The sequence below is a fragment of the Bartonella bacilliformis KC583 genome (assembly GCF_000015445.1).
In the GTDB taxonomy this organism is placed as follows: Bacteria; Pseudomonadota; Alphaproteobacteria; order Rhizobiales; family Rhizobiaceae; genus Bartonella; species Bartonella bacilliformis.
On sequence record NC_008783.1, the window covers coordinates 928219 to 947845 of the forward strand.

14 protein-coding genes, 1 tRNA gene and 2 pseudogenes are annotated in these 19627 nt (G+C 36.5%); 6 read left to right on the top strand and 11 right to left on the bottom strand.

Annotation, left to right across the window (positions count from 1 at the left end; genetic code table 11):
* Positions 1 to 5 precede the first annotated feature (5 nt).
* Entirely contained in the window at positions 6 to 1790 is a 1785-nt protein-coding gene (gene recJ, locus BARBAKC583_RS04385; RefSeq protein WP_005767328.1) for a single-stranded-DNA-specific exonuclease RecJ, read from the bottom strand.
* Between the two features lie 287 nt (positions 1791 to 2077).
* Between recJ and rplM the strand changes: the two genes are divergently transcribed.
* Positions 2078 to 2542 carry a 50S ribosomal protein L13 gene (gene rplM, locus BARBAKC583_RS04390; RefSeq protein WP_005767330.1) on the top strand — a complete coding sequence of 155 codons (465 nt, stop codon included), beginning with the start codon at positions 2078 to 2080 and terminating at the stop codon, positions 2540 to 2542.
* A gap of 2 nt (positions 2543 to 2544) precedes the next feature.
* Positions 2545 to 3030, top strand: coding sequence for a 30S ribosomal protein S9 (rpsI, locus tag BARBAKC583_RS04395; RefSeq protein WP_005767333.1), 486 nt, complete (start codon positions 2545 to 2547; stop codon positions 3028 to 3030).
* A 159-nt stretch (positions 3031 to 3189) separates the two neighbouring features.
* Here rpsI and BARBAKC583_RS04400 read toward each other — a convergent pair whose 3' ends face one another.
* The 3 genes from BARBAKC583_RS04400 to BARBAKC583_RS04410 all read right to left on the bottom strand — a co-directional run bounded on the left by BARBAKC583_RS04400 (position 3190) and on the right by BARBAKC583_RS04410 (position 5962).
* Positions 3190 to 3555: a response regulator gene (locus BARBAKC583_RS04400; RefSeq protein WP_005767335.1), complete on the bottom strand. Its 366-nt coding sequence runs from the start codon at positions 3553 to 3555 to the stop codon at positions 3190 to 3192.
* A 562-nt stretch (positions 3556 to 4117) separates the two neighbouring features.
* Entirely contained in the window at positions 4118 to 4882 is a 765-nt protein-coding gene (locus BARBAKC583_RS04405) for an N-acetylmuramoyl-L-alanine amidase (RefSeq protein WP_005767337.1), read from the bottom strand.
* Positions 4883 to 5680: 798 nt separating this feature from the next.
* Positions 5681 to 5962 (bottom strand): hypothetical protein, encoded by a 282-nt coding sequence (locus tag BARBAKC583_RS04410; RefSeq protein ID WP_005767354.1) that lies wholly within the window; start codon positions 5960 to 5962, stop codon positions 5681 to 5683.
* 672 nt (positions 5963 to 6634) lie between these two features.
* Between BARBAKC583_RS04410 and BARBAKC583_RS07105 the strand changes: the two are divergent.
* Positions 6635 to 6754 (top strand): annotated as a pseudogene (locus tag BARBAKC583_RS07105) (lambda exonuclease family protein); the annotation flags it as partial.
* 40 nt (positions 6755 to 6794) lie between these two features.
* Here the strand turns inward: BARBAKC583_RS07105 and BARBAKC583_RS07235 are convergent.
* Positions 6795 to 7004 carry a hypothetical protein gene (locus BARBAKC583_RS07235; protein WP_414945892.1) on the bottom strand — a complete coding sequence of 70 codons (210 nt, stop codon included), beginning with the start codon at positions 7002 to 7004 and terminating at the stop codon, positions 6795 to 6797.
* Here BARBAKC583_RS07235 and BARBAKC583_RS07240 point away from each other — a divergent pair.
* Positions 6913 to 7107 (top strand): site-specific integrase, encoded by a 195-nt coding sequence (locus BARBAKC583_RS07240; protein WP_414945891.1) that lies wholly within the window; start codon positions 6913 to 6915, stop codon positions 7105 to 7107. The two genes, BARBAKC583_RS07235 and BARBAKC583_RS07240, sit on opposite strands and share 92 nt — an antisense overlap.
* A gap of 104 nt (positions 7108 to 7211) precedes the next feature.
* Here BARBAKC583_RS07240 and BARBAKC583_RS04420 read toward each other — a convergent pair.
* Positions 7212 to 7301, bottom strand: a tRNA-Ser gene (locus BARBAKC583_RS04420).
* Between the two features lie 716 nt (positions 7302 to 8017).
* The gene (locus tag BARBAKC583_RS04425) at positions 8018 to 11797 is read right to left on the bottom strand and encodes a Vomp family autotransporter (RefSeq protein WP_005767360.1); all 3780 of its coding nucleotides are present in this window, start codon (positions 11795 to 11797) and stop codon (positions 8018 to 8020) included.
* 1009 nt (positions 11798 to 12806) lie between these two features.
* Between BARBAKC583_RS04425 and cycA the strand changes: the two genes are divergently transcribed.
* The gene (gene cycA, locus BARBAKC583_RS04430; protein ID WP_005767366.1) at positions 12807 to 14207 is read left to right on the top strand and encodes a D-serine/D-alanine/glycine transporter; all 1401 of its coding nucleotides are present in this window, start codon (positions 12807 to 12809) and stop codon (positions 14205 to 14207) included.
* Between the two features lie 73 nt (positions 14208 to 14280).
* Here cycA and ilvC read toward each other — a convergent pair whose 3' ends face one another.
* From ilvC to miaA, 4 genes and pseudogenes are all read right to left on the bottom strand, one after another.
* Entirely contained in the window at positions 14281 to 15300 is a 1020-nt protein-coding gene (gene ilvC, locus BARBAKC583_RS04435; protein ID WP_005767368.1) for a ketol-acid reductoisomerase, read from the bottom strand.
* 691 nt (positions 15301 to 15991) lie between these two features.
* Positions 15992 to 16726 (bottom strand): pyridoxine 5'-phosphate synthase, encoded by a 735-nt coding sequence (locus tag BARBAKC583_RS04440; RefSeq protein ID WP_005767371.1) that lies wholly within the window; start codon positions 16724 to 16726, stop codon positions 15992 to 15994.
* A gap of 80 nt (positions 16727 to 16806) precedes the next feature.
* A complete protein-coding gene (locus BARBAKC583_RS04445) occupies positions 16807 to 17928 on the bottom strand; it encodes an ATP-dependent DNA helicase (protein ID WP_005767374.1) in 1122 nt (373 codons plus the stop codon).
* 305 nt (positions 17929 to 18233) lie between these two features.
* Positions 18234 to 19105, bottom strand: a pseudogene (miaA, locus tag BARBAKC583_RS04450) (tRNA (adenosine(37)-N6)-dimethylallyltransferase MiaA).
* A 128-nt stretch (positions 19106 to 19233) separates the two neighbouring features.
* On the opposite strand from miaA, the gene BARBAKC583_RS04455 reads away from it, so the two are divergent.
* A complete protein-coding gene (locus BARBAKC583_RS04455; RefSeq protein WP_005767377.1) occupies positions 19234 to 19494 on the top strand; it encodes a hypothetical protein in 261 nt (86 codons plus the stop codon).
* Positions 19495 to 19627 lie beyond the last annotated feature (133 nt).

Below are 19627 nucleotides of genomic sequence, written 5' to 3' on the forward strand. Positions count from 1 at the left end.
AATTTTTAATCTACTGCTGCTGCATCAATAACCCGCAGTTGCGGAGTAATCGTTCCATTCCAGTAATTTAAACTGAGATTACCAGCCAAATGGATCGTTTTATCGATATTTTTAACAAGAAAATCACCAAGTGATGTTTCTACTGCACGAAAAGCTATTCCTTGCAGTTTTTTCCCTTCAATATCAGAAACAGTAAGACGCAAGTGACCTTTCCCCACTTCGTGAAGATTAACCAACCGATGAGAAGGAAGAACAAAGACAGGTGTAGCATTTCCTGAACCAAATGGACCTGCTTTTTCAATCATATCAAAAAGATCCTTATTAGCACCAGAAGCAGAAATAAAACCATCTATGTTGAGACACTGCTCAGCACGCAACTGTGAAACCATTAAAGAAACTTTTTCTTTTAGCCACTCTTGAAAGGCATTGATTTTTGTTGATTGGATTGTAAGTCCAGCGGCCATACTATGCCCTCCGCCTTTTTCTAATAAATTTAGAGAAACCGCTTCACGAACAAGTTCTCCTAAATCTATGCCGTCAATGGAGCGTCCTGATCCAATACCTTTGCCATCTGCTTTTAAAGCAATTGCAAAAACAGGACAAAAAAAACGCTCTTTTAAACGAGATGCAAGAATACCAACAATTCCAGGATGCCATTCTTGATGAGCAACAACAATTGATAAAGGCATTTCTTCATCTTGATAAATAGAATGAATATAAGCTTCTGCCTGAGCTAATTGAACGCTTTCCATCTCTTGTCGCTCTTGATTAAGCTGATCCAATTGCTTTGCTATTCTATCAGCTTCATCTCTATTATCACAGCTAAGCAAACGTGCTCCTAACGCCTGATCTCCAATACGTCCACCTGCATTAATTCTAGGTCCTAACAAAAAACCTAAATGAAAACTATTAAGCGGCTCACCTATACGTGCGACTTTCGCTAAAGCGGCTATCCCAGGATTATGCATAGAACGCGCAACTTGAAGCCCTTTAACAACAAAAGCACGATTAACGCCTTTTAATGGAACTACATCACATATGGTCGCTAACGCAACGAGATCAAGCATAGCTAAAAGATCAGGAATATCTCCTTCCCATTTTTTCTCTCTCAATAAATGATTGACCCATGCTAATGTAATAAATACGACACCTGCAGCACATAAGTGCCCTTGTTCTGAAAAATCATCAGGGCGATTAGGATTAACAAGAGCGACAGCTTCTTGATGAAGATCGCCCATTTGATGATGATCTAAAACCACCACATCAGCACCTAAAAGTCTAGCGACTTTTATTGCCTCCGGACTGTTTGCACCACAGTCAACAGTAATAATTAAACTAGCTCCTTCTTGTACTAACGCTTTCATGGCTTGTGCATTCGGCCCATAACCTTCAACGATACGATCAGGAATATAAGTTTTTGTTTCTATACCAAAATAACGAAAAAAACGTGCCAACAGCGCTGATGAACAGGCACCATCAACATCATAATCACCGAAAATAGCGACATTTTCTTGATTCATAATAGCTTTAACCAAACGCTCTGCAGCACATTGCATATCCGTAAAATGCTCTGGATTAGGCATTAAAGTGCGTAACGCTGGATTAATAAAAGAAATAACTTCAGATTCATCAACATCTCTTGCCGAAAGAACCCGAGCTAATTGATCTGGCAAGCCGAATTTTTGAGAAATAGCACGAGCTTTATTGATTCCCTGAATATCAAGAGAATCCACCCAAGCTTGACCACAAGCAGAAGATTTAACATCAAGACAATAATGAGATAATTGCATGACTATCTCATAAAATAAAAGTAAAAAAAATACAATTAACGCTTAACGATAAAGCGCTCCACTCCTTCTTTATAATATATAAAAATATAATGATAGCTTATTTATAAAGTACTATTTTATCGTTTTTATTTTCTCTTGACGCAAACCATAAGACATTATATCAGACAGGTAGCATGGATTAAGGCATGTTCTGTTGTGGTAATCATTCACAACGTAAAGCAACAAAAAATGCTCTCATGATCATCATATACAGGATTATAGAGAGTTTTAATAATAAAGGGACTTCTATGGTAACTTTTTCACAAAAACCTGCTGAAGTGGTAAAAAAATGGATCCTCATTGATGCAGAAAATCTTGTTTTAGGTCGTCTTGCTACACTCGTCGCTAATCGCTTACGTGGAAAACACAAGCCTACTTTTACTCCACATGTTGATGATGGCGATAATGTTATTGTTATCAATGCAGATAAAGTGGTTCTCACTGGTAAAAAATATACCGATAAAAAATATTACTGGCATACTGGTTATATTGGTGGCATCAAAGAACGTACAGCTCGTCAAATTCTTGAAGGCCGTTTTCCTGAGCGGATTATTGAAAAAGCTGTAGAACGCATGATTCCTCGTGGCCCACTTGGTCGCCGTCAAATGAGAAATCTGCGTGTTTATGCTGGTAGCCAACATCCCCACGAAGCACAACAGCCTGAAGCTCTTGATGTCGGTACCTTAAATCGGAAAAATAAAAGGATTGCTTAATTATGGCTGAACTTAATTCTCTTTCTGAACTTAGTGCCGTGACAAATGCTGTAGAAGTTAATAAAAACATTGCTCCTGTTCACGTACAAAAACTTGATTCACAGGGGCGTTCTTACGCAACAGGGAAACGTAAAGATGCTGTTGCTCGTGTATGGATTAAACCGGGCACTGGAAAAATTACCGTAAATAATAAAGAATTTGAACAATATTTTGCTCGTCCTGTTCTTAGAATGATTCTTCGCCAACCAATTGTTATAGCTAAAAGAGATACACAATATGATGTCGTTGCAACTGTTGCTGGGGGTGGCCTTTCTGGTCAGGCAGGTGCAATACGTCATGGCATTTCTAAAGCTCTGACATATTATGAGCCAGCATTGCGTACTATCTTAAAAAAAGGTGGTTTTCTTACACGTGATAGCCGTGTTGTTGAACGTAAAAAATATGGTAAAGCGAAAGCACGTCGTTCTTTCCAATTCTCAAAGCGCTAATTTTCAAATTTTTTACAACAGTGAAGAGTGCTTCATGATAGTAAAAAACCTCGTTTTGACGGGGTTTTTTATTTTAAAATACAATCAAAAATTATGAACATACATCATAATTATAATGCCCTTGCTTATCACAATTAAAATCTAATCAAATATGAAGTCTCAGTCCAAAAAGGACTTCAACATTGCGATAAAATAAGGAACGGAAATAGGTTTAGACATATATTCCTCACATCCACTCGCACGAATCCGTTCTTCGTCCCCTTTCATAGCAAAGGCTGTTACGGCAACAACAGGGATAGATTTGAGCTCTTCATCCTCTTTTAATTGTTTAATGACATCGATTCCTGATACTTCAGGTAACTGAATATCCATAAGAATAAGAGAAGGCTTTGATAAACGGGCTAGATCTAGTGCAATAAGGCCATTACGAGTCTCAACTGTTTCATAGCCACCCGCTTCTACAAGATCACGAAATAATTTCATATTAAGTTCGTTATCTTCTACGATCATGACTTTTTTTAACATTAGCGTTACTCTTTTTCTACATAAAAGCGTATGAATGTAAATCAGATATACTACCGTTTAGCTAAGATAAAGAAAAAAACACACAAAATGAATGGACTAAGTAGCCCACGGTAAAAGCATTTTTCTGCTCATGATAATAGGGTTTGACGCAATATTTTCTTCAACTTATAGAAATAGAAGCTGAAATATTAGTATGATTACATCATCATAAAGCTTTTAGCTGGTTATATTACACTTTGTGCTAATAAATAGCTCTATAATCCTTAATACTATCTGTTTCATCACGAAACGGTTGTGAATTCATAAACCAGGTTAAGCTCTATATTTCTCAAAATAAATCAAATCAGTGATCTCATATGACCTGGCTAATTTGCAAATATGGGATTTTGATACGATCCTTACTCAAGAATACCTCCCTAAAAATATCATAATCTACTTCAAATGATCCTTTTACTTTCTCATATTGTTTTGTGCTTTAAAATAAACACTTACATCAGAAAAAGTACCACACACAAATTTTGTAAATCTGATCAATGTCTACATGAAAAAGAAATAATTCAAATTACTGCGATGGAAAATATTTTGCTACTAATGCATAAAGAATTGCTGCTGTTTCAGCATCTAGAATTCCATCATACGTTTCTTGGCGAAAATGCATCTGAAATGCTCGAATCAAAGCCTCATATCCACTTTCAGTATTTGCAATTGAGGTATCATATCCATATTTCCTTAGTTGAGCAACAATCTCTGATTGAGATGGAATATTTTTGAGAAATTTAGCTTGATATTCCTCCTTAAGATCATCATCATACCATGCTCCAATACCTACTCTATAGAGCTCTTTCCAGGGAAAAGATGGACCTGGATCACTTTTCCGTGTAGGAGCAATATCACTATGGGCGACAACATTAGTCGGCACAATATCTGGATAACGTTGCAAAATATTCGCCCCAAGTTCTTTAACTGCATCAATTTGTATTGGATTATAAGGAGGGAATCCTCCAGGATCACCAGTGGCTAAATTAACTATCTCAATCCCAATAGACGTATCATTCAAATTTGTACGCCCAGCCCATGAACTAACACCAGCATGCCACGCACGTTCATTTTCATCAACTAAATTAAAAATACGCATATCTTTAAAACCTGCTTCAATATACGTTTTTTCTGAGGGATCCGGAATAAGATAGTGAGCACTAACCTTAGCTCCTGTCAAAGCTGCAATGGACACTTCAAAGTCAATTGCAGTATAATGTAATACTAAAAAACGAACCCGACGATTAAAGCTTTTTACAGAGCGATAGCTATTATAATCAATTTTATACATAGAAAATCCTTACTTTTTAGCTAAATAAATTATTATAAGTAAGTGGTATACAAAATTAATATTAGTACTATTTTAAGAATTTTTTATGATAAAATTAATATCTATGTGCTATTCTGAAATATTTATAATTGTACTTTTAAAAAATACAGGAAGATAACATAACCTTCATATAAGAAAAGAGGGATATATGTCTCCTATAATAATCAAACATTTTGATAATCATTACATTTTTAAAAAGATTCAAAAGGAAAATTCATTCATGATAAAAATAGGAAAAGAGCTTATAAAAGATGTCTTTTTTCTATTTCTTAATGGCAGAAACATTTTCAATAACTCTGATTGACGATAAAATACTTTTTCATGAAAAGAACCGAGAGATAAAAAGTTTTTTCTGACTTTTTTTACAAAAAAGAATAACTATCACTTGACCGTTTTGGTTAACACGCTGCGCATTATCATAACCAACATATCCAAGAAGCTCACGCTCCGATAGTTTTTTCTGCTGTAATCAATTTTTTTTGATTAAAGACCAAAAAACAATACAGTATTGTATGTAAATAATTGGGCTTGCAGCTTACATTCATGAGTAATCATAATTTATAAATTACTCACAGAAAACTCAGTAAGAAAAAACAGAAGATACATTTATATCATTCTGTTTTTTACCTAGACCACTAAAAGAAGTGGTATTACTAAATAAGCTCACATTTTCATGCAAACGCAGGCGTTCTCTTAATTAAGGATATCCTTGTGATTTTGTGTAATTTATTACCGTGCTCTCCGTTTCACTTTCTTTTTCTAGCACACCGCAACCTGAAGAGAATAGTGCTCTCCTAGTGGCCTAATGGTACTCTTACAAACATGTTCTTTCAAAGTCTTCTGTACACTAGGACTGCTACTCATATCACGCCGAAATGCAGGCAATCTCATCCAAAACACCCTAGGAATAGTCTCACTAGTGTAACGAGTTAAATCGTCCAAACCAACTGGTCCTTTTCTTTCTGCTTCTGCAGCGGTTACTGGTGCTACGACTGAAGACAAAGCAGAACATAAAGCTGCAACGAGAACGATACGTTTCATGAGATAAATTCCTCCATAAATAATTAAATTTACAAAAAATAATTAAATTTACAAAGGATCCCATTGAAGGATCCTGATTACAGGTTAGCAGTACACATTTCGGCCATAATCGTCAATCAAATAATGTCTCTTTTGTGTTCTTTTTTTGTCTTTATTATCGGTTTTGCATTCTATATCTTTCAGTCTCTCATCCCCTTATTACGCCTCTTCCGCGTGTTTTTCACAAAAACAAAAAACTACAACTTCTTGCCTTTTGCCTTATTCTTCATGTCAATGCTTAAACTCTCCAGTATCCTTCTGCATAAAAATCTTGCTCCTAGCGAATCTTGAAGTTCCTGTTACAGAAATAGAGGGAGAGAATAGTCAAAAATTGAAATCTTCTAATGATACAATTAGTATTATAAGGTAGTATCATAAGCATTTAGATTAATGGAAACAGCATAAGGGGATGTGTTCCATAAATAAAGACTTCCCAAAAGTTATATAAGGGATTCTGAATGTGAAGAGTTACGCGTAAGAGGCGTTGCATTTCTTATAACCGCATCTATCCATATGAATCAGAAACAGCAGACAAAGCTAAAGCTAATGACATTGAGGCATCATGGAGATGGCTTGCTCTGGCCAAACAACGCATTTAAAGCTCCCACATATCACAACAGACGGTGACGTGATATGAAACAAAGGATAGATGAATGGTTTCAAGCGCAGTTCGGAAAAGTGACAGCCTCAAACATTGATTGTATCGTCAACAAAACAGTGAAAAGTTTACCAACCAGCAAATATGAAAACTTATAAATTAAACTCATCACAAAAAGATAGAAAAGAGCCAGTTTCAAACAGATGTCTTTCTTCCCATTTTGCCCAAATTAGCTGCTACACTCGCAACGGGTCCAATTGGTGATGAGACGTTTATCTGTAGTAAAAGCGAAAAAAATTCATCAAAGAAAGCTTTGTCAACATGTTTCGTAAAGCCCTGTAACCAGGCAGGCATAAAAAAATCAGCCCATGGATTAAGAAAATTGGCTGCAACAAGAGCAGCCAATTCAGGAGCTACAGTTTCACAAATGAGAGCACTTTTTGGGTGGACCGAAGATAGCATGGCATCCCTTTATCCTAAGAGGGCAGATCGCAAAAACTTGTTCTAGAATCCATAAAAAAACTACAAAAAGTGCGGGATAAACTCTAAAAAATCAATAAAATCAAAGGACTTTCCTTAATCTTTACATAACTCATTGAATCTATTGACAAATGGCGGAGAGAGAGGGATTCGAACCCTCGATACGGTTTCCCGTATACACGCGTTCCAGGCGTGCGCCTTCAACCACTCGGCCACCTCTCCAAAGACCTGTGCACTATATCCAGAAAGAAATAACACGCAAGCTTAAATTCTACATATAAAATTCAAAAAAATACTTTATTCACTAAAACAATAATCCTGTAAACTAAATTACCCTTACAGTTTCTATTGTTGCAAAGGAAAATACCTTTCCCTCAAACCATCAAAAGAAGTAACAAAAGAAAATATTTTGCTACCTTTGATCTCAGAAAAGATATTGACTTTTCCCTTCTACTCTATTTGTGACTCAAAATCAGCCCTAAAAGTGATTGGGCTAAACAAACCTTATTATTATCATCGCACTGCATGTACTGCATGTAATGAATAAGGATAAGTTCCCCCCCCCTCTCAAACACAAAAACCGGATCAATAATGTCTGCTCTTTGGTAGCATCAGCAAGGGCATAACTGCCTGATCACTAGCCTGTAATACAAGAGACTAACTAAAAATCGTATAATCACCTTTATCGTAAATTACCTAAATCACATTATAGATACTCTGCTTAATTGATCAGCTTTCATCACAAATCAAAGTTCAATAATGAAAAAATCGCGTCATGATACGACGTTTTCATCTGGTGTGCTACAGGGAACAGACAGTTGCGATGGATGACTATGTAAAAATTGTTCTCTTCATCAGAAAAACTTTCGCCCTTGCCTAATAGATACCTAATAGCAAGGGCGAACAAAAAACTTACAAGAATATTCTGATCTTTTATATTAATTCAGTGTAATACTTACTCCCGCACCTATACCCCAATGGCCTCCAGCAGTAGTCGCAGAAAAATTAGATTGGATCTTTCCATCTTCAGACGTATAACCCGTACCCAAAGCAAATGCGGATTGACTGCGCCACATACCACTTCCAAACGCAAAACTTAATCTTCCAGGTGTATCATTATAACGCAAGTTAGACACTGCCAAACCAATCGCTGCAGCCTGTCTAGCCTCTTTACGTGCACCTTCAATCCCATAACTTAAGGCCTCAAACTTCATATCTGTATAGCCTTTAGCCTGAGAAACAGCATCGTCGATGGCATTAACAACGATATTCTTTATTTTACCATCCGTGTATTTTTTTGCATCATTGAGAACAAGTTTCATCTGTTCCTGAGTATAATCATGCAACTGACCACCGTTAACTGCTTCTTGTGATCCTTTTTCAATTTTACCATCAGCAACATTGTCAATAGTTACAGGTTTACCAGAATCTCCACCTTGTAAAACAACTTTATTAGTCTTTTTGCCACTCTCATCTCTTTGATAGCTAACGGCTCCATCGGCAAAATGGTTAACCGTATTTTCAATACTATCAACCTGTTTACTAACATCATTTACTTTATTTTCAACGTTAGTAACACGCTCATTAGTCTCCCAAAGCTGACCACCATTGACAGCATCTTCTGAACCTTGCGCGACTTGACCATCGGCTACATTAACAATCTTACTGGGCTTACCGTCATGACTAGCATCATAAGCTCCTTTATCCTTGCTCCAACCTAAAGAATCTGACTCTGCTTTGTTTTGATCTACCTTGTTTTCAACTTCCTGAAGGCGATCATTCATGCCGGACATACTCTCATTCACACCACCAAAAGCATCAGCAACATTGTTATAGGCCTTTTCACTAGAGGTACCATTAGTACCGAAGTGAGAAACCTCGTAAGTAGGAGCTGTCCATTTTCCATTATTATATCCAGCGCCACCGCCAAAATAATGAGAAAATATATCGCTTATAGTATAAATCTGGCCAAAGTGTCTGGAAATCTCATTCTGAATATTATCAAGAGAATCATTAACAGCAGAAAAGGCAGAGCCAACATTATTATATTGCTTTCCTTCAATAGTGTAAGTTGGTGCTTTACCACTACTTATGTCCGCACCACCGCCGAAATATTGTGATACGTTTGTATGAGTTTCATCAACACGATGATTTAAGTTATGAACCTCTTCATTAGTTTCCCAAAGCTGTGCACCATTAATAGCTTCAGTTGATTCTTCTGTAACTTTACCACCTGAAATACCGGAAATAGTCCGCCTTACACCATCCTTATTCAAGATATTAATTTCAGTGCCACTATTTCCTGCACCAATGGTGATACGACCATTTTCATCTTCATTTTCTCCTTGCTGAATAAGGCCACTTCCTTTTATTGCCTCTTTTACCTTGTTTAGCTGTGCAACATTAACGGCATCACCGTCTAAAACACCATCTGCTAATCCTGTAAGTGTTTTATCTCCAGCATTAATACCACCAGCAGTTACTGATGGACCATTCTTACAAGCAGTACCATCATTACACCCTTTAATCACTAAACCAGCATTACTTAAACTGCTCAATCCTGTTGTTATGCGACCAACTTCAATGTGCTCAGCCAAATCAAAAGTTAGCTTGTTTTTGTTATCTTTTGTTATAACAAGATTACTACTTCCAACTGAAAAATCTGCACCATCTGCACCAACAGGCGTAGCATCTGCACCGTTAACAGTAAGCATCCAACCTTTGTCTACCGTTTCTTTTAATGCTTTCAACTGTGAAAAATTAACGGCATCACCGTCTAAAACACCATCTGCTACTCCACGAATATTTTTAGACGCAAAATCAGCACCATCAGCACTTATCTGAGGCCCCCCTTCGATCATTACGCTATTATTATCTAAGCTGATTTTTCCTACTTTTATGCTATTCACATTAATGTCTTTAGCCAAATCAAAAGTTAGCTTATTTTTGTTATCTTTTGTTATGACAAGATTACTACTTCCAACTGAAAAATCTGCACCATCTGCACCAACAGGCGTAGCATCTGAACCGTTAACAGTAAGCATCCAACCTTTGTCTACCGTTTCTTTTAATGCTTTCAACTGTGAAAAATTAACGGCATCATTATCTAAAACAGCATCTGCAACCCCTGTAAGTGTTTTATCTCCAGCATTAATACCACCAGCAGTTACTGATGGACCATTCTTACAGGCAGTACCATCATTACACCCTTTAATCACCAAACCGGCATTGCTTAAGCTGCTCAATCCTGTTGTTATACGACCAACTTGAATATGCTCAGCTAGATCAAATGTTAGCTTATTGCCTGATCTCACAATGCTCAGGTTAGGAGTATCCAAATTGGGATTTTCAACTGAAAAATCTAAGCCATCTGCACCAACAGGCGTAGCATCTGCACCGTTAACAGTAAGCATCCAACCTTTGTCTATCGTTTCTCTTAATGCTTTTAACTGTGCAACATTAACAGCATCAGTCATTTCACTACCAGCTGCAACCCCTGTAATCTGCCGTGTTACCTTCTGACTAACATCACCAATGCTAACTGCACCCCTTGTACTCACCCATACGTGATCACTACTCTTTGTTGTGGCACCAGTCGCAGGATTATAACCAGAAACGTTATGCTCAGTACTAGCAATGGATGCAGTACCCAAAGCAACACCAGTATCAGCAATTACATGTGCACTCGCACCAATAGCAACCCCAGCACTCCCACCTTGCCTAACGACAGCTCCCCTGCCCAAAGCAATACCAGCTTCATCACGCACCTGTGCGCTTAACCCAATGGCAACCGCTTCTTTAGAATCTTCTGAAGCGTAAGATCTAACACCTATCGCAATAGCATTTTCAGCTTCCACCATTGCTCCAAATCTCTTACCTTGATCATTTTCTTCCTGTGGGATATCACCACCTATTGCAATAGAACCCCGCTGCTTGGCTAAAGCTTCTGTACCTAAAGCAACCCCATAATCGCCACTTGCCTTTGCTTTGGTCCCTAAAGCAACACTATTTTTACCAAGTGCAACTGCACGCCCACCAACAGCAACCGCAGATGTATCCCATGCCTCCGCTCCTACCCCCATAGCAATAGTTGCTTGCCCTTTAGCAAGCGCAGAAACACCATAGGCTTGTGCTCCCCCACCATTTGTAGTTGCACCTGCACCAAAAGCTGTTGAATAATTACCTGACGCATAAGATCCACAACCAGTCGCAAAGGAATAAACCCCAAAAGCAGTAGGCATAACGTTACTATGACCACCGGTAGTAGAGCTCCCCATATAACCACCGTTGGAGGATGTTACACCATCAGCTTCCCACTTAACCTGTTCAGTCGTAACACCATAAGGATGACGGTTGAAAAACTCGCCATTATTAACAAATCTCTCATATTGCTCCTCTGCACTGATTTCTTTCACTGCTCTTGATGACTGTGGTAAATGTTTACCACGATCAGTAACATTATCCACACCACACCAATTATTATCACCAGCCAAAACAATACTTCCATGACTACCATTTGAATAAGGAATACTACCATCGTTCGAGCTTTGAACATTGCTTCCTAGTATAGCAACATTAGCAGCGAAAACAGGAGAAACACTTGATAAAAGTGCAGCCATGACAGTTCCTAACGAAACCGCTTTAACCAAAGGTGAACAACGAAGAGAATGATGACAATTTAAATCATTCTCCTCTGGTATTAGATACAATTTTTTCATAACAAACCCCTCAATAAAAAATACATTTAAACGCTAAAACAAAAGTCCAGCACCATAACAGCAAGCAAAAGAGTGCCACTCGCAAAACCGCTCTTGCGCACTAAAAAATTAATAAACAAAGATAAATTTCGTAACTTCGATGCCAAATTTACAGAAGCATCATCCTACAATCTCTAAAAGGAGACTGGATCTCAGAGAAAGCTAAAACTTCTCCTGCCAAGCATCTCAAAACAAAGAAAAAAGCAAAACATACAATTTATCTGAAAATATTGTATACCCCCTATCAGAAAACAGCGCGGCTTACCTTTCGATAAAAACAGCCTTTATTAATAATCTATCTTCCCTTCAGATAAAGCGTGTCAAAAAAATGGCAAGAGTATGACTCAAATAATTTTTTAATCTATTTTAAAAATGTGTCCTAATAGACCTTTAAACATATGAGATAAGCATAACTGCGTGATGTAAGCATCGGTAATATGCAAAAAATAACTATACAACAAAGCTTTCCATCTGCCTTTTATCTGGAAATCGCTGATAATCACCCAATGATTAACTTTGGACTGCTGCAATGCTTTAACTTAAAAATGATTCAAAGTAAGATCACATATCAAATGACTTAAATTTATAACAAGCACATTTATAAAATAAAGCCTATTCACGAATATTTGGTATCTTGCTGCAAGCTTTTCGCTGGCTTATTCATTATTGGCATCACACGCGAAATCTACATCATTTGACATCATAGCTTTAACACATTAAAGTATTTTCTGTGGTCTCGTATACCTTTGAAAGCTACATTAAAAGATTTATCCTAAATTTTGATCAAATTTTTGAACAAATAATATCAACTTTACATCAATTGTCTTCTGTATATAAACCAATATGAAAGCATCAAAATCATTGAAACGTTTTTCTTCTTTACGACTCACTTTTATCATGCTTTTATGTGCGTGACTGCCTTTTTTGTTAGCCTATTTGTGTCTTAAATAATAAAGGGAATCCTCTAAAAATGGATCACAAACGAAATTTAGATGAAGGGCATAAAAGAAAATTGCAACGTGGTTTAGATAATCGCCATGTGCAACTTATCGCTATTAGTGGTGCTATTGGCACAGGTCTTTTTATGGGCTCAGGGAAAACAATCAGTGTTGCTGGTCCTTCAATTATATTAGTTTACTCTATTATTGGTTGTGTTTTATATTTCATAATGCGGGCCATGGGAGAGCTGCTGCTTTCTAATACGCAATATCGGTCTTTTATCGACTTTTCAGCTGATTTATTGGGACCAAGCGCTGGTTTTTTTATTGGCTGGACTTACTGGTTGTGCTGGATTGTAACCGGAACCGCAGATATTATTGCTATTGTCAATTATACGCAATTTTGGTGGCATGAACTCAACCCCTGGATCCCTGCTCTTATCTGTATCTTTTTCTTTTTAGTATTTAACCTTGTAGCAGTTAAACTATTTGGTGAGCTTGAATTTTGGTTTGGTCTCATTAAAATTGCAGCAATTTTAGTATTAGTCTTTGTTGGATTATATATGATCCTTGTTGGCTTTACCTCTCCCAATGGGACTATCTCCTCTTTTAATCATGTATGGAACAATGGAGATATTTTCCCTCGAGGTATGATGGGATTTTTTGCGGGTTTTCAGATTGCTATTTTTTCTTTCGTTGGTATTGAACTTGCTGGTACAGCAGCAGCTGAGGTAAAAGAGCCTGAAACAGTCTTGCCAAAAGCAATCAATTCAATCCCTATACGTATCGTATTCTTTTATATTGTTTCTCTCATTGTGATTATGTCAGTCACACCTTGGAATCAAATTATGCCACATAAAAGCCCATTTGTAGAAATGTTTCTGCTTATTGGTATCCCAATTGCTGCTGGCTTAGTTAATTTTGTTGTTTTAACATCAGCAGCATCTTCAGCAAATAGTGGTGTTTTTTCTACTAGTCGTATGATATATGGACTTGCTATTAAACGAGGAGCGCCTAGCTTTTTAGGAAAGCTTTCCAATAACTCTATTCCTTCTAATGCATTACTCTTTTCTTGCTTATGCATTTTACTAGGATATACAATTTTATCATTATCCCCAACAATCATAGATGCGTTTACAATCGTCACTACCATTTCAGCAGTTTTATTCATGTTTGTATGGTCTTTAATTTTGGTCAGCTACATTGTCTACCGTCGTAACCGCCCTACACAACATGCTATGTCAATCTATAAAATGCCAGGAGGCGTTTTTGTTTGCTGGGGTATTCTGGCCTTCTTTGCGTTTATCGTCTTTTTATTGACATTAGAACCCGATACCTTAATCGCTCTAAAATATACCCCATTATGGTTTGTTTTTTTGGGTATCGTATATTTCATGTTTGGAAATAAGAGTTTTAGTTCACACAAAAAATGAAAAAAGTATATCTAAAAGGCTTCTTTTTAGCCTTTTATGTGTTCTGATCTTTTTATATAAATCCGGTTGGAACTCAGCTGTGTTTTTTATCAACCGGAGCACTAGATTTAGTTAAAGCCATCATAGAGCGGATTTTATCTCCAGTCTGTTCAATGAGATGGTTGCTATTTAATCGCCGCATATCTTTAAAACGGGCTGCACCTGCTCTATATTCCTGAATCCATTCTGATGTAAATTTACCTGTCTGGATATCTTTTAAAATACGTTTCATTTCTGCTTTTGTTTCATGGGTAATTACACGTGGACCAGACACATATTCACCCCACTCAGCTGTATTAGAAATCGAATAATTCATGTTCGCAATACCACATTCATAAATGAGATCAGCAATGATTTTAATTTCGTGCAAACACTCAAAATAAGCCATTTCCGGTGCATAACCCGCTTCAGTCAATGTTTCAAAACCTGCACGAATAAGCTCAACAAGCCCACCACAAAGAACCGCTTGTTCACCAAAAAGATCTGTTTCACATTCTTCTCTAAAGGTCGTTTTCATTATACCAGAACGTCCACCCCCAATACCACAAGCATAGGATAATGCTAAATCATGTGCATTACCTGAAACATCCTGCTCAACCGCAATCAAGCAAGGAATACCTCTACCATGCTGATATTCACTGCGTACTGCACGACCTGCACCTTTAGGAGCAATCATCACAACATCAACTGTTTTTTTAACTTTAATTAAACCAAAATGAATACTCAAGCCATGAGCAAAAGAAATAGCTGCTCCATCACGTAAATGATCATGGATATGTTCTTTATAAATGTCAGCTTGCAATTCATCAGGTGTTGCTATCATGATAAAGTCAGCCCATTGCACCGCTTCAGCAACACTCATAACTTCAAAACCATCTGCTTCAGCTTTTTTCGTTGTCATTGATCCTGAATGCAAAGCAATTCGTACATTTTGAACACCAGAATCTTTTAGATTTAATGCATGCGCATGTCCCTGTGCACCATAACCGACAATCGCTACTTTTTTTTCTTTAATCAAATTAACATTAACATCGCAATCGTAGTAAACACGCATAAAAGTGCTCCATTATATCTAAATTGAAATTCAGACTTTTTCTATCCGATTAAGAAAAAAATGCTTTTCAACAATTAAACTTTTATTCATCAAAAAAAATAAATATTAAATAATTTTATGATTTTCCTATTAAAAATAAAAAAGCAATAAACCTAAAAAAATCTTAAAAAACACCCTAATATAAAAATAGAATTTATCTGATATTCTATAAAAAAGATACATTATAAAAAATAATACTTCTGAAGAGAAATATAATCTAAAATCTTATTTTTTATTCTTTTCATGATGTCATCAAAAAATATTACAGAAAAAGCATAAACAATTATATTTTACTCAATTTTTTATGTTTCTGAATTCATACAAAAATTCTGAACAAACTTTATTTTTTATATGCAATAGACAAATCGTATAAAACCGATACAAACAAAAACTCTTCTGATCAAAATTTCTTCAAACAGAATGCTTGGCTAACCAAACAGACCTTGAGCAAATATAGTTATGATTGCTATTTATATGCACATTCGACAAATTCAGCTGTATACTACTAAAGCCAATCAAAGTAAAAGCAGTTCAATAATATTTTTTTATAAAGAGAAATATTGACTAATTATATAAACATTACAGTAAATTGTTCTTCTAAAACAGAATCAATTCAATGATGCTATGTATAAAATCCAATTAGAAAAAAGATTTACACCAATAATTTAGTAAAACGCTGGACTGTTTCATGCATCCCATATTTTAAAGCATCAGCAATAAGTCCATGACCAACGGAAACTTCATCAAACCAAGGGATCTGACTAATAAGAGCAGGAAGATTAGCAACGGTTAAATCATGCCCTGCATTGATGCCTAATTCTAACTCTTTAGCTTTTTTTGCTGCTAAAAAAAGTTTATCCAATTCGTGATCTCGTGTTTTTTTGTCTTTAAACGCACCACCATACAACCCAGTGTAAAATTCTACACGATCAGCACCAATTTTTTTAGCAATATCAAGACCTTCTAAAACCGGATTAGCAAATAATGATACACGAATTTTTTTTTCCTTCAAACGCTGAATAATAGGTGTCAAAAATTCTGCATCTTTGGCAAAATCCCAACCATGATCAGAGGTTGACTGATCTGGACTATCAGGCACGAGAGTAATCTGATCAGCATATTTTTCTGCTAAATCCAAAAATGTATCACTTGGATAACCTTCAATATTAAATTCAGCAGCAGGAAAATTATGATTAATTAAAAAACGCATATCTGGTAAATCAGAAAAACGAATGTGCCTCTCATCTGGTCGGGGATGAACCGTTAAACCTGCTGCACCAGCGGCAAGCGCTATATGCCCCATATCGATAACATTAGGCCATGGTAAATGACGCCGATTACGCAAAACAGCAATAGCATTGAGATTGACTGAAAGTTTCACTGCCATTTACAGTCACCTTTCCATAAATATTCAAAAAACAATTGATCTCCTCATATAATATCAGACAAGGAAAATATTCCTTTATCTTATCGAACAATCGTTAAACGTTCTGCTGAACGTGTAATTCCTGTATAAAGCCAACGTGCATACATATCACGAAATGCAAAACTTTCATCAAATAAAACGACATTATCCCATTGTGATCCTTGAGCTTTGTGCACAGTTAATGCATATCCATAATCAAAATCATCATATCGTTTTCTTAATTGCCATGAAATTGTATTATCAACGCTCTCAAATATTGCTTTTAAAAGCTTAATTTTCACTACCCCAAACTCGCTCTCTTCTGGCTTAACGAGAAGATTGATACCTGGCTTAACAGTTTCTTTCTGTGAAGTCAGAACTTTCCATAAAGAACCATTCAATAAGTTTTTAGCAGGATCATTACGCAAACATACGAGTTTATCTCCAGCCTGCGGATAATTGGCTGTAAATCCTTTTAACTCACGCAAACGCCTGTTATAAAGATAACGTGTTCGATTAATCCCCACTAACAGCTGATCAGCATCAAGGACTAATTTCTGGTCAACTTCTTTACGTTTGATAACACGTGCCATCCCATAATCACCATAAGCGATATCACGCCCCTCACGTACATCCATTGCTAAACGAACAATCGGATTATCACGTGCTTGTCGGTGAATTTCTGATAAAAGAAAATCCGGTGTACCTTCAGAGAAAAAACCACCCCCAGATATAGGAGGCAACTGGCCTGGATCACCAAGAACAAGAAGTGGTACCCGAAAACTCATTAAATCATGCGCCAATTTTTCATCGACCATTGAACATTCATCAACAATAACCAGTTTGGCTTGTGCAATCGGACTCTGTCGATTCAAAGCAAATGTTGGCGCAATCGATGTCTTTCCTGTTACTTCATCAGAAACTTCTTCTTCTCCACGAGGACAATAAATCAATGAATGAATAGTACGAGCATTACTCGCGCCCTTAGAACGCAAAACTTGCGCTGCTTTACCTGTAAATGCAGCAAATTGAACAGAACCATCAATTGTTTCCGCAAAATAACGAGCAAGCGTCGTTTTCCCTGTCCCAGCATAACCAAAAAGGCGAAAAACAGGAAAACGTCCATCTTTCAACCATGCGGCAACAGCCTTCAATGCATTGTCCTGCTCCAACGAAAACTGCATAACTCACCAAGATAAGGTTCGCATACAAAAAGCAAATATTGTGAAAATAAAACAACTCTTAAAATAAGATTTGATTGTTACGATATTTTCTGAAACGCAGTTCATTTTTTACTACTCGCTGAATATTCTTCAATTCTTTTACCAATAACGAAGTAACAACCACAACCAATTGTTCCAAAGCTATTAGAGATTATCCATCATTTTAATCAATCAAAATGACAATAATTCTCCTTATCTTTAATATTTTTTTAAGATTTTCATTCAAAATCCCCCCTTCTTGAAGTTTTCAGTGCTCTTTAATTGTATTAAGAGATGATTTTCCATTCTTCATTAAATTGGTGACGAAACCACGTCATCTGCCTTTTTGCATATTGTCTAGTTCGAGTTTTAGCGACTTCAATAGCATTCTCAAAATTTCTACATCCGTTTAGGTAATCCATAAATTCGAGCACACCAATAGCTTTCATCGCTGGTGATAAAGGAGAAATTGTAAGCTGCTTCATAACCTCTACTTCTTCTAGAGCTCCTTTTTTAACCATATGATTAAATCGCTCGTTAATACGCTCATATAGTAATTGACGTGGAGGCAGGAGAAGAATTTGTTCTAAACAATCTTGTGCAATCAAAGATTTTTTTTTTTACTTTGCCACCAACTTAGCTTCTTGCCAGTTGCCTCATACACTTCCAAAGCACGTACGATACGTTGACCATCTTGTGAAGAAACACGCTCAGCTACAACAGCATCAACCTGCAATAATTCACGATACAGACTTTCAGCTCCTTCTTTATAAAGCCTCATTCGCCATTTTTGCCGCAAAATATCTGGAATATCAGGAATCTCTGAAATTTCTCCTAAAAGTGCACGAAAATACAATCCTGTTCCACCGACAAAAATGAGTTGTTTTAACTTGATTGTACTTAAAAGCTTAGCAACATCACACAACCACTGTCCTACTGAATAGCTAAGAGTAGGACTTACATAACCATAAAGATAGTGCGGAACAATCATAGTATCAGCTTTTGTTGGTCTTGCCGTTAAAATATTCAACACATCATACACTTGCATTGAGTCAGCATTGATAATAACAGCATTCCTTTCCTGCGCCATTTTCAATGCAAGCTCTGATTTTCCACTTGCAGTTGGACCAGCTATCAATGTAACCGTTCTGTGTGTCATGAACGAAAACCTTTATGACTATCAATCAACAAGTTATTGCAGCATTCATTACTGAGCCTAAAGCATAATATAGAAAGATAGAGCTCTTCTCCTCAAATTTTGCCATTTGAGAAGTATCCATGCACTCCATGGAAGCTTTTTACTGCAATGTTTCTCTATCTTTTGAAAAAAGAAAAAAGCAATATAATGACTTTAAATCTAAAAATATATTGAAGTACAACCTTTTAATATTGCTTCAAGAACAAACATCCAACACAAAAGTTCTTACTTTAAAATATAAACCCTACCACATTGACCACTTAGCTGATGAAGCAGAGTTGCGCGAAGATATTCCTTTATATCAAGATATCAAAGCACTAGCCATGAATAGTAACATTCTTTTTCAATGAACACTGCATAAACATATTTTCTTATCAAGCTGATATTTGAAACGTAAAAATACTAAAAAAGTCATCTTAATCATAACAAAAAATACATTAATAAAACCCATAAAAATTCTATTTCATAGAAATAAAAGAAAGA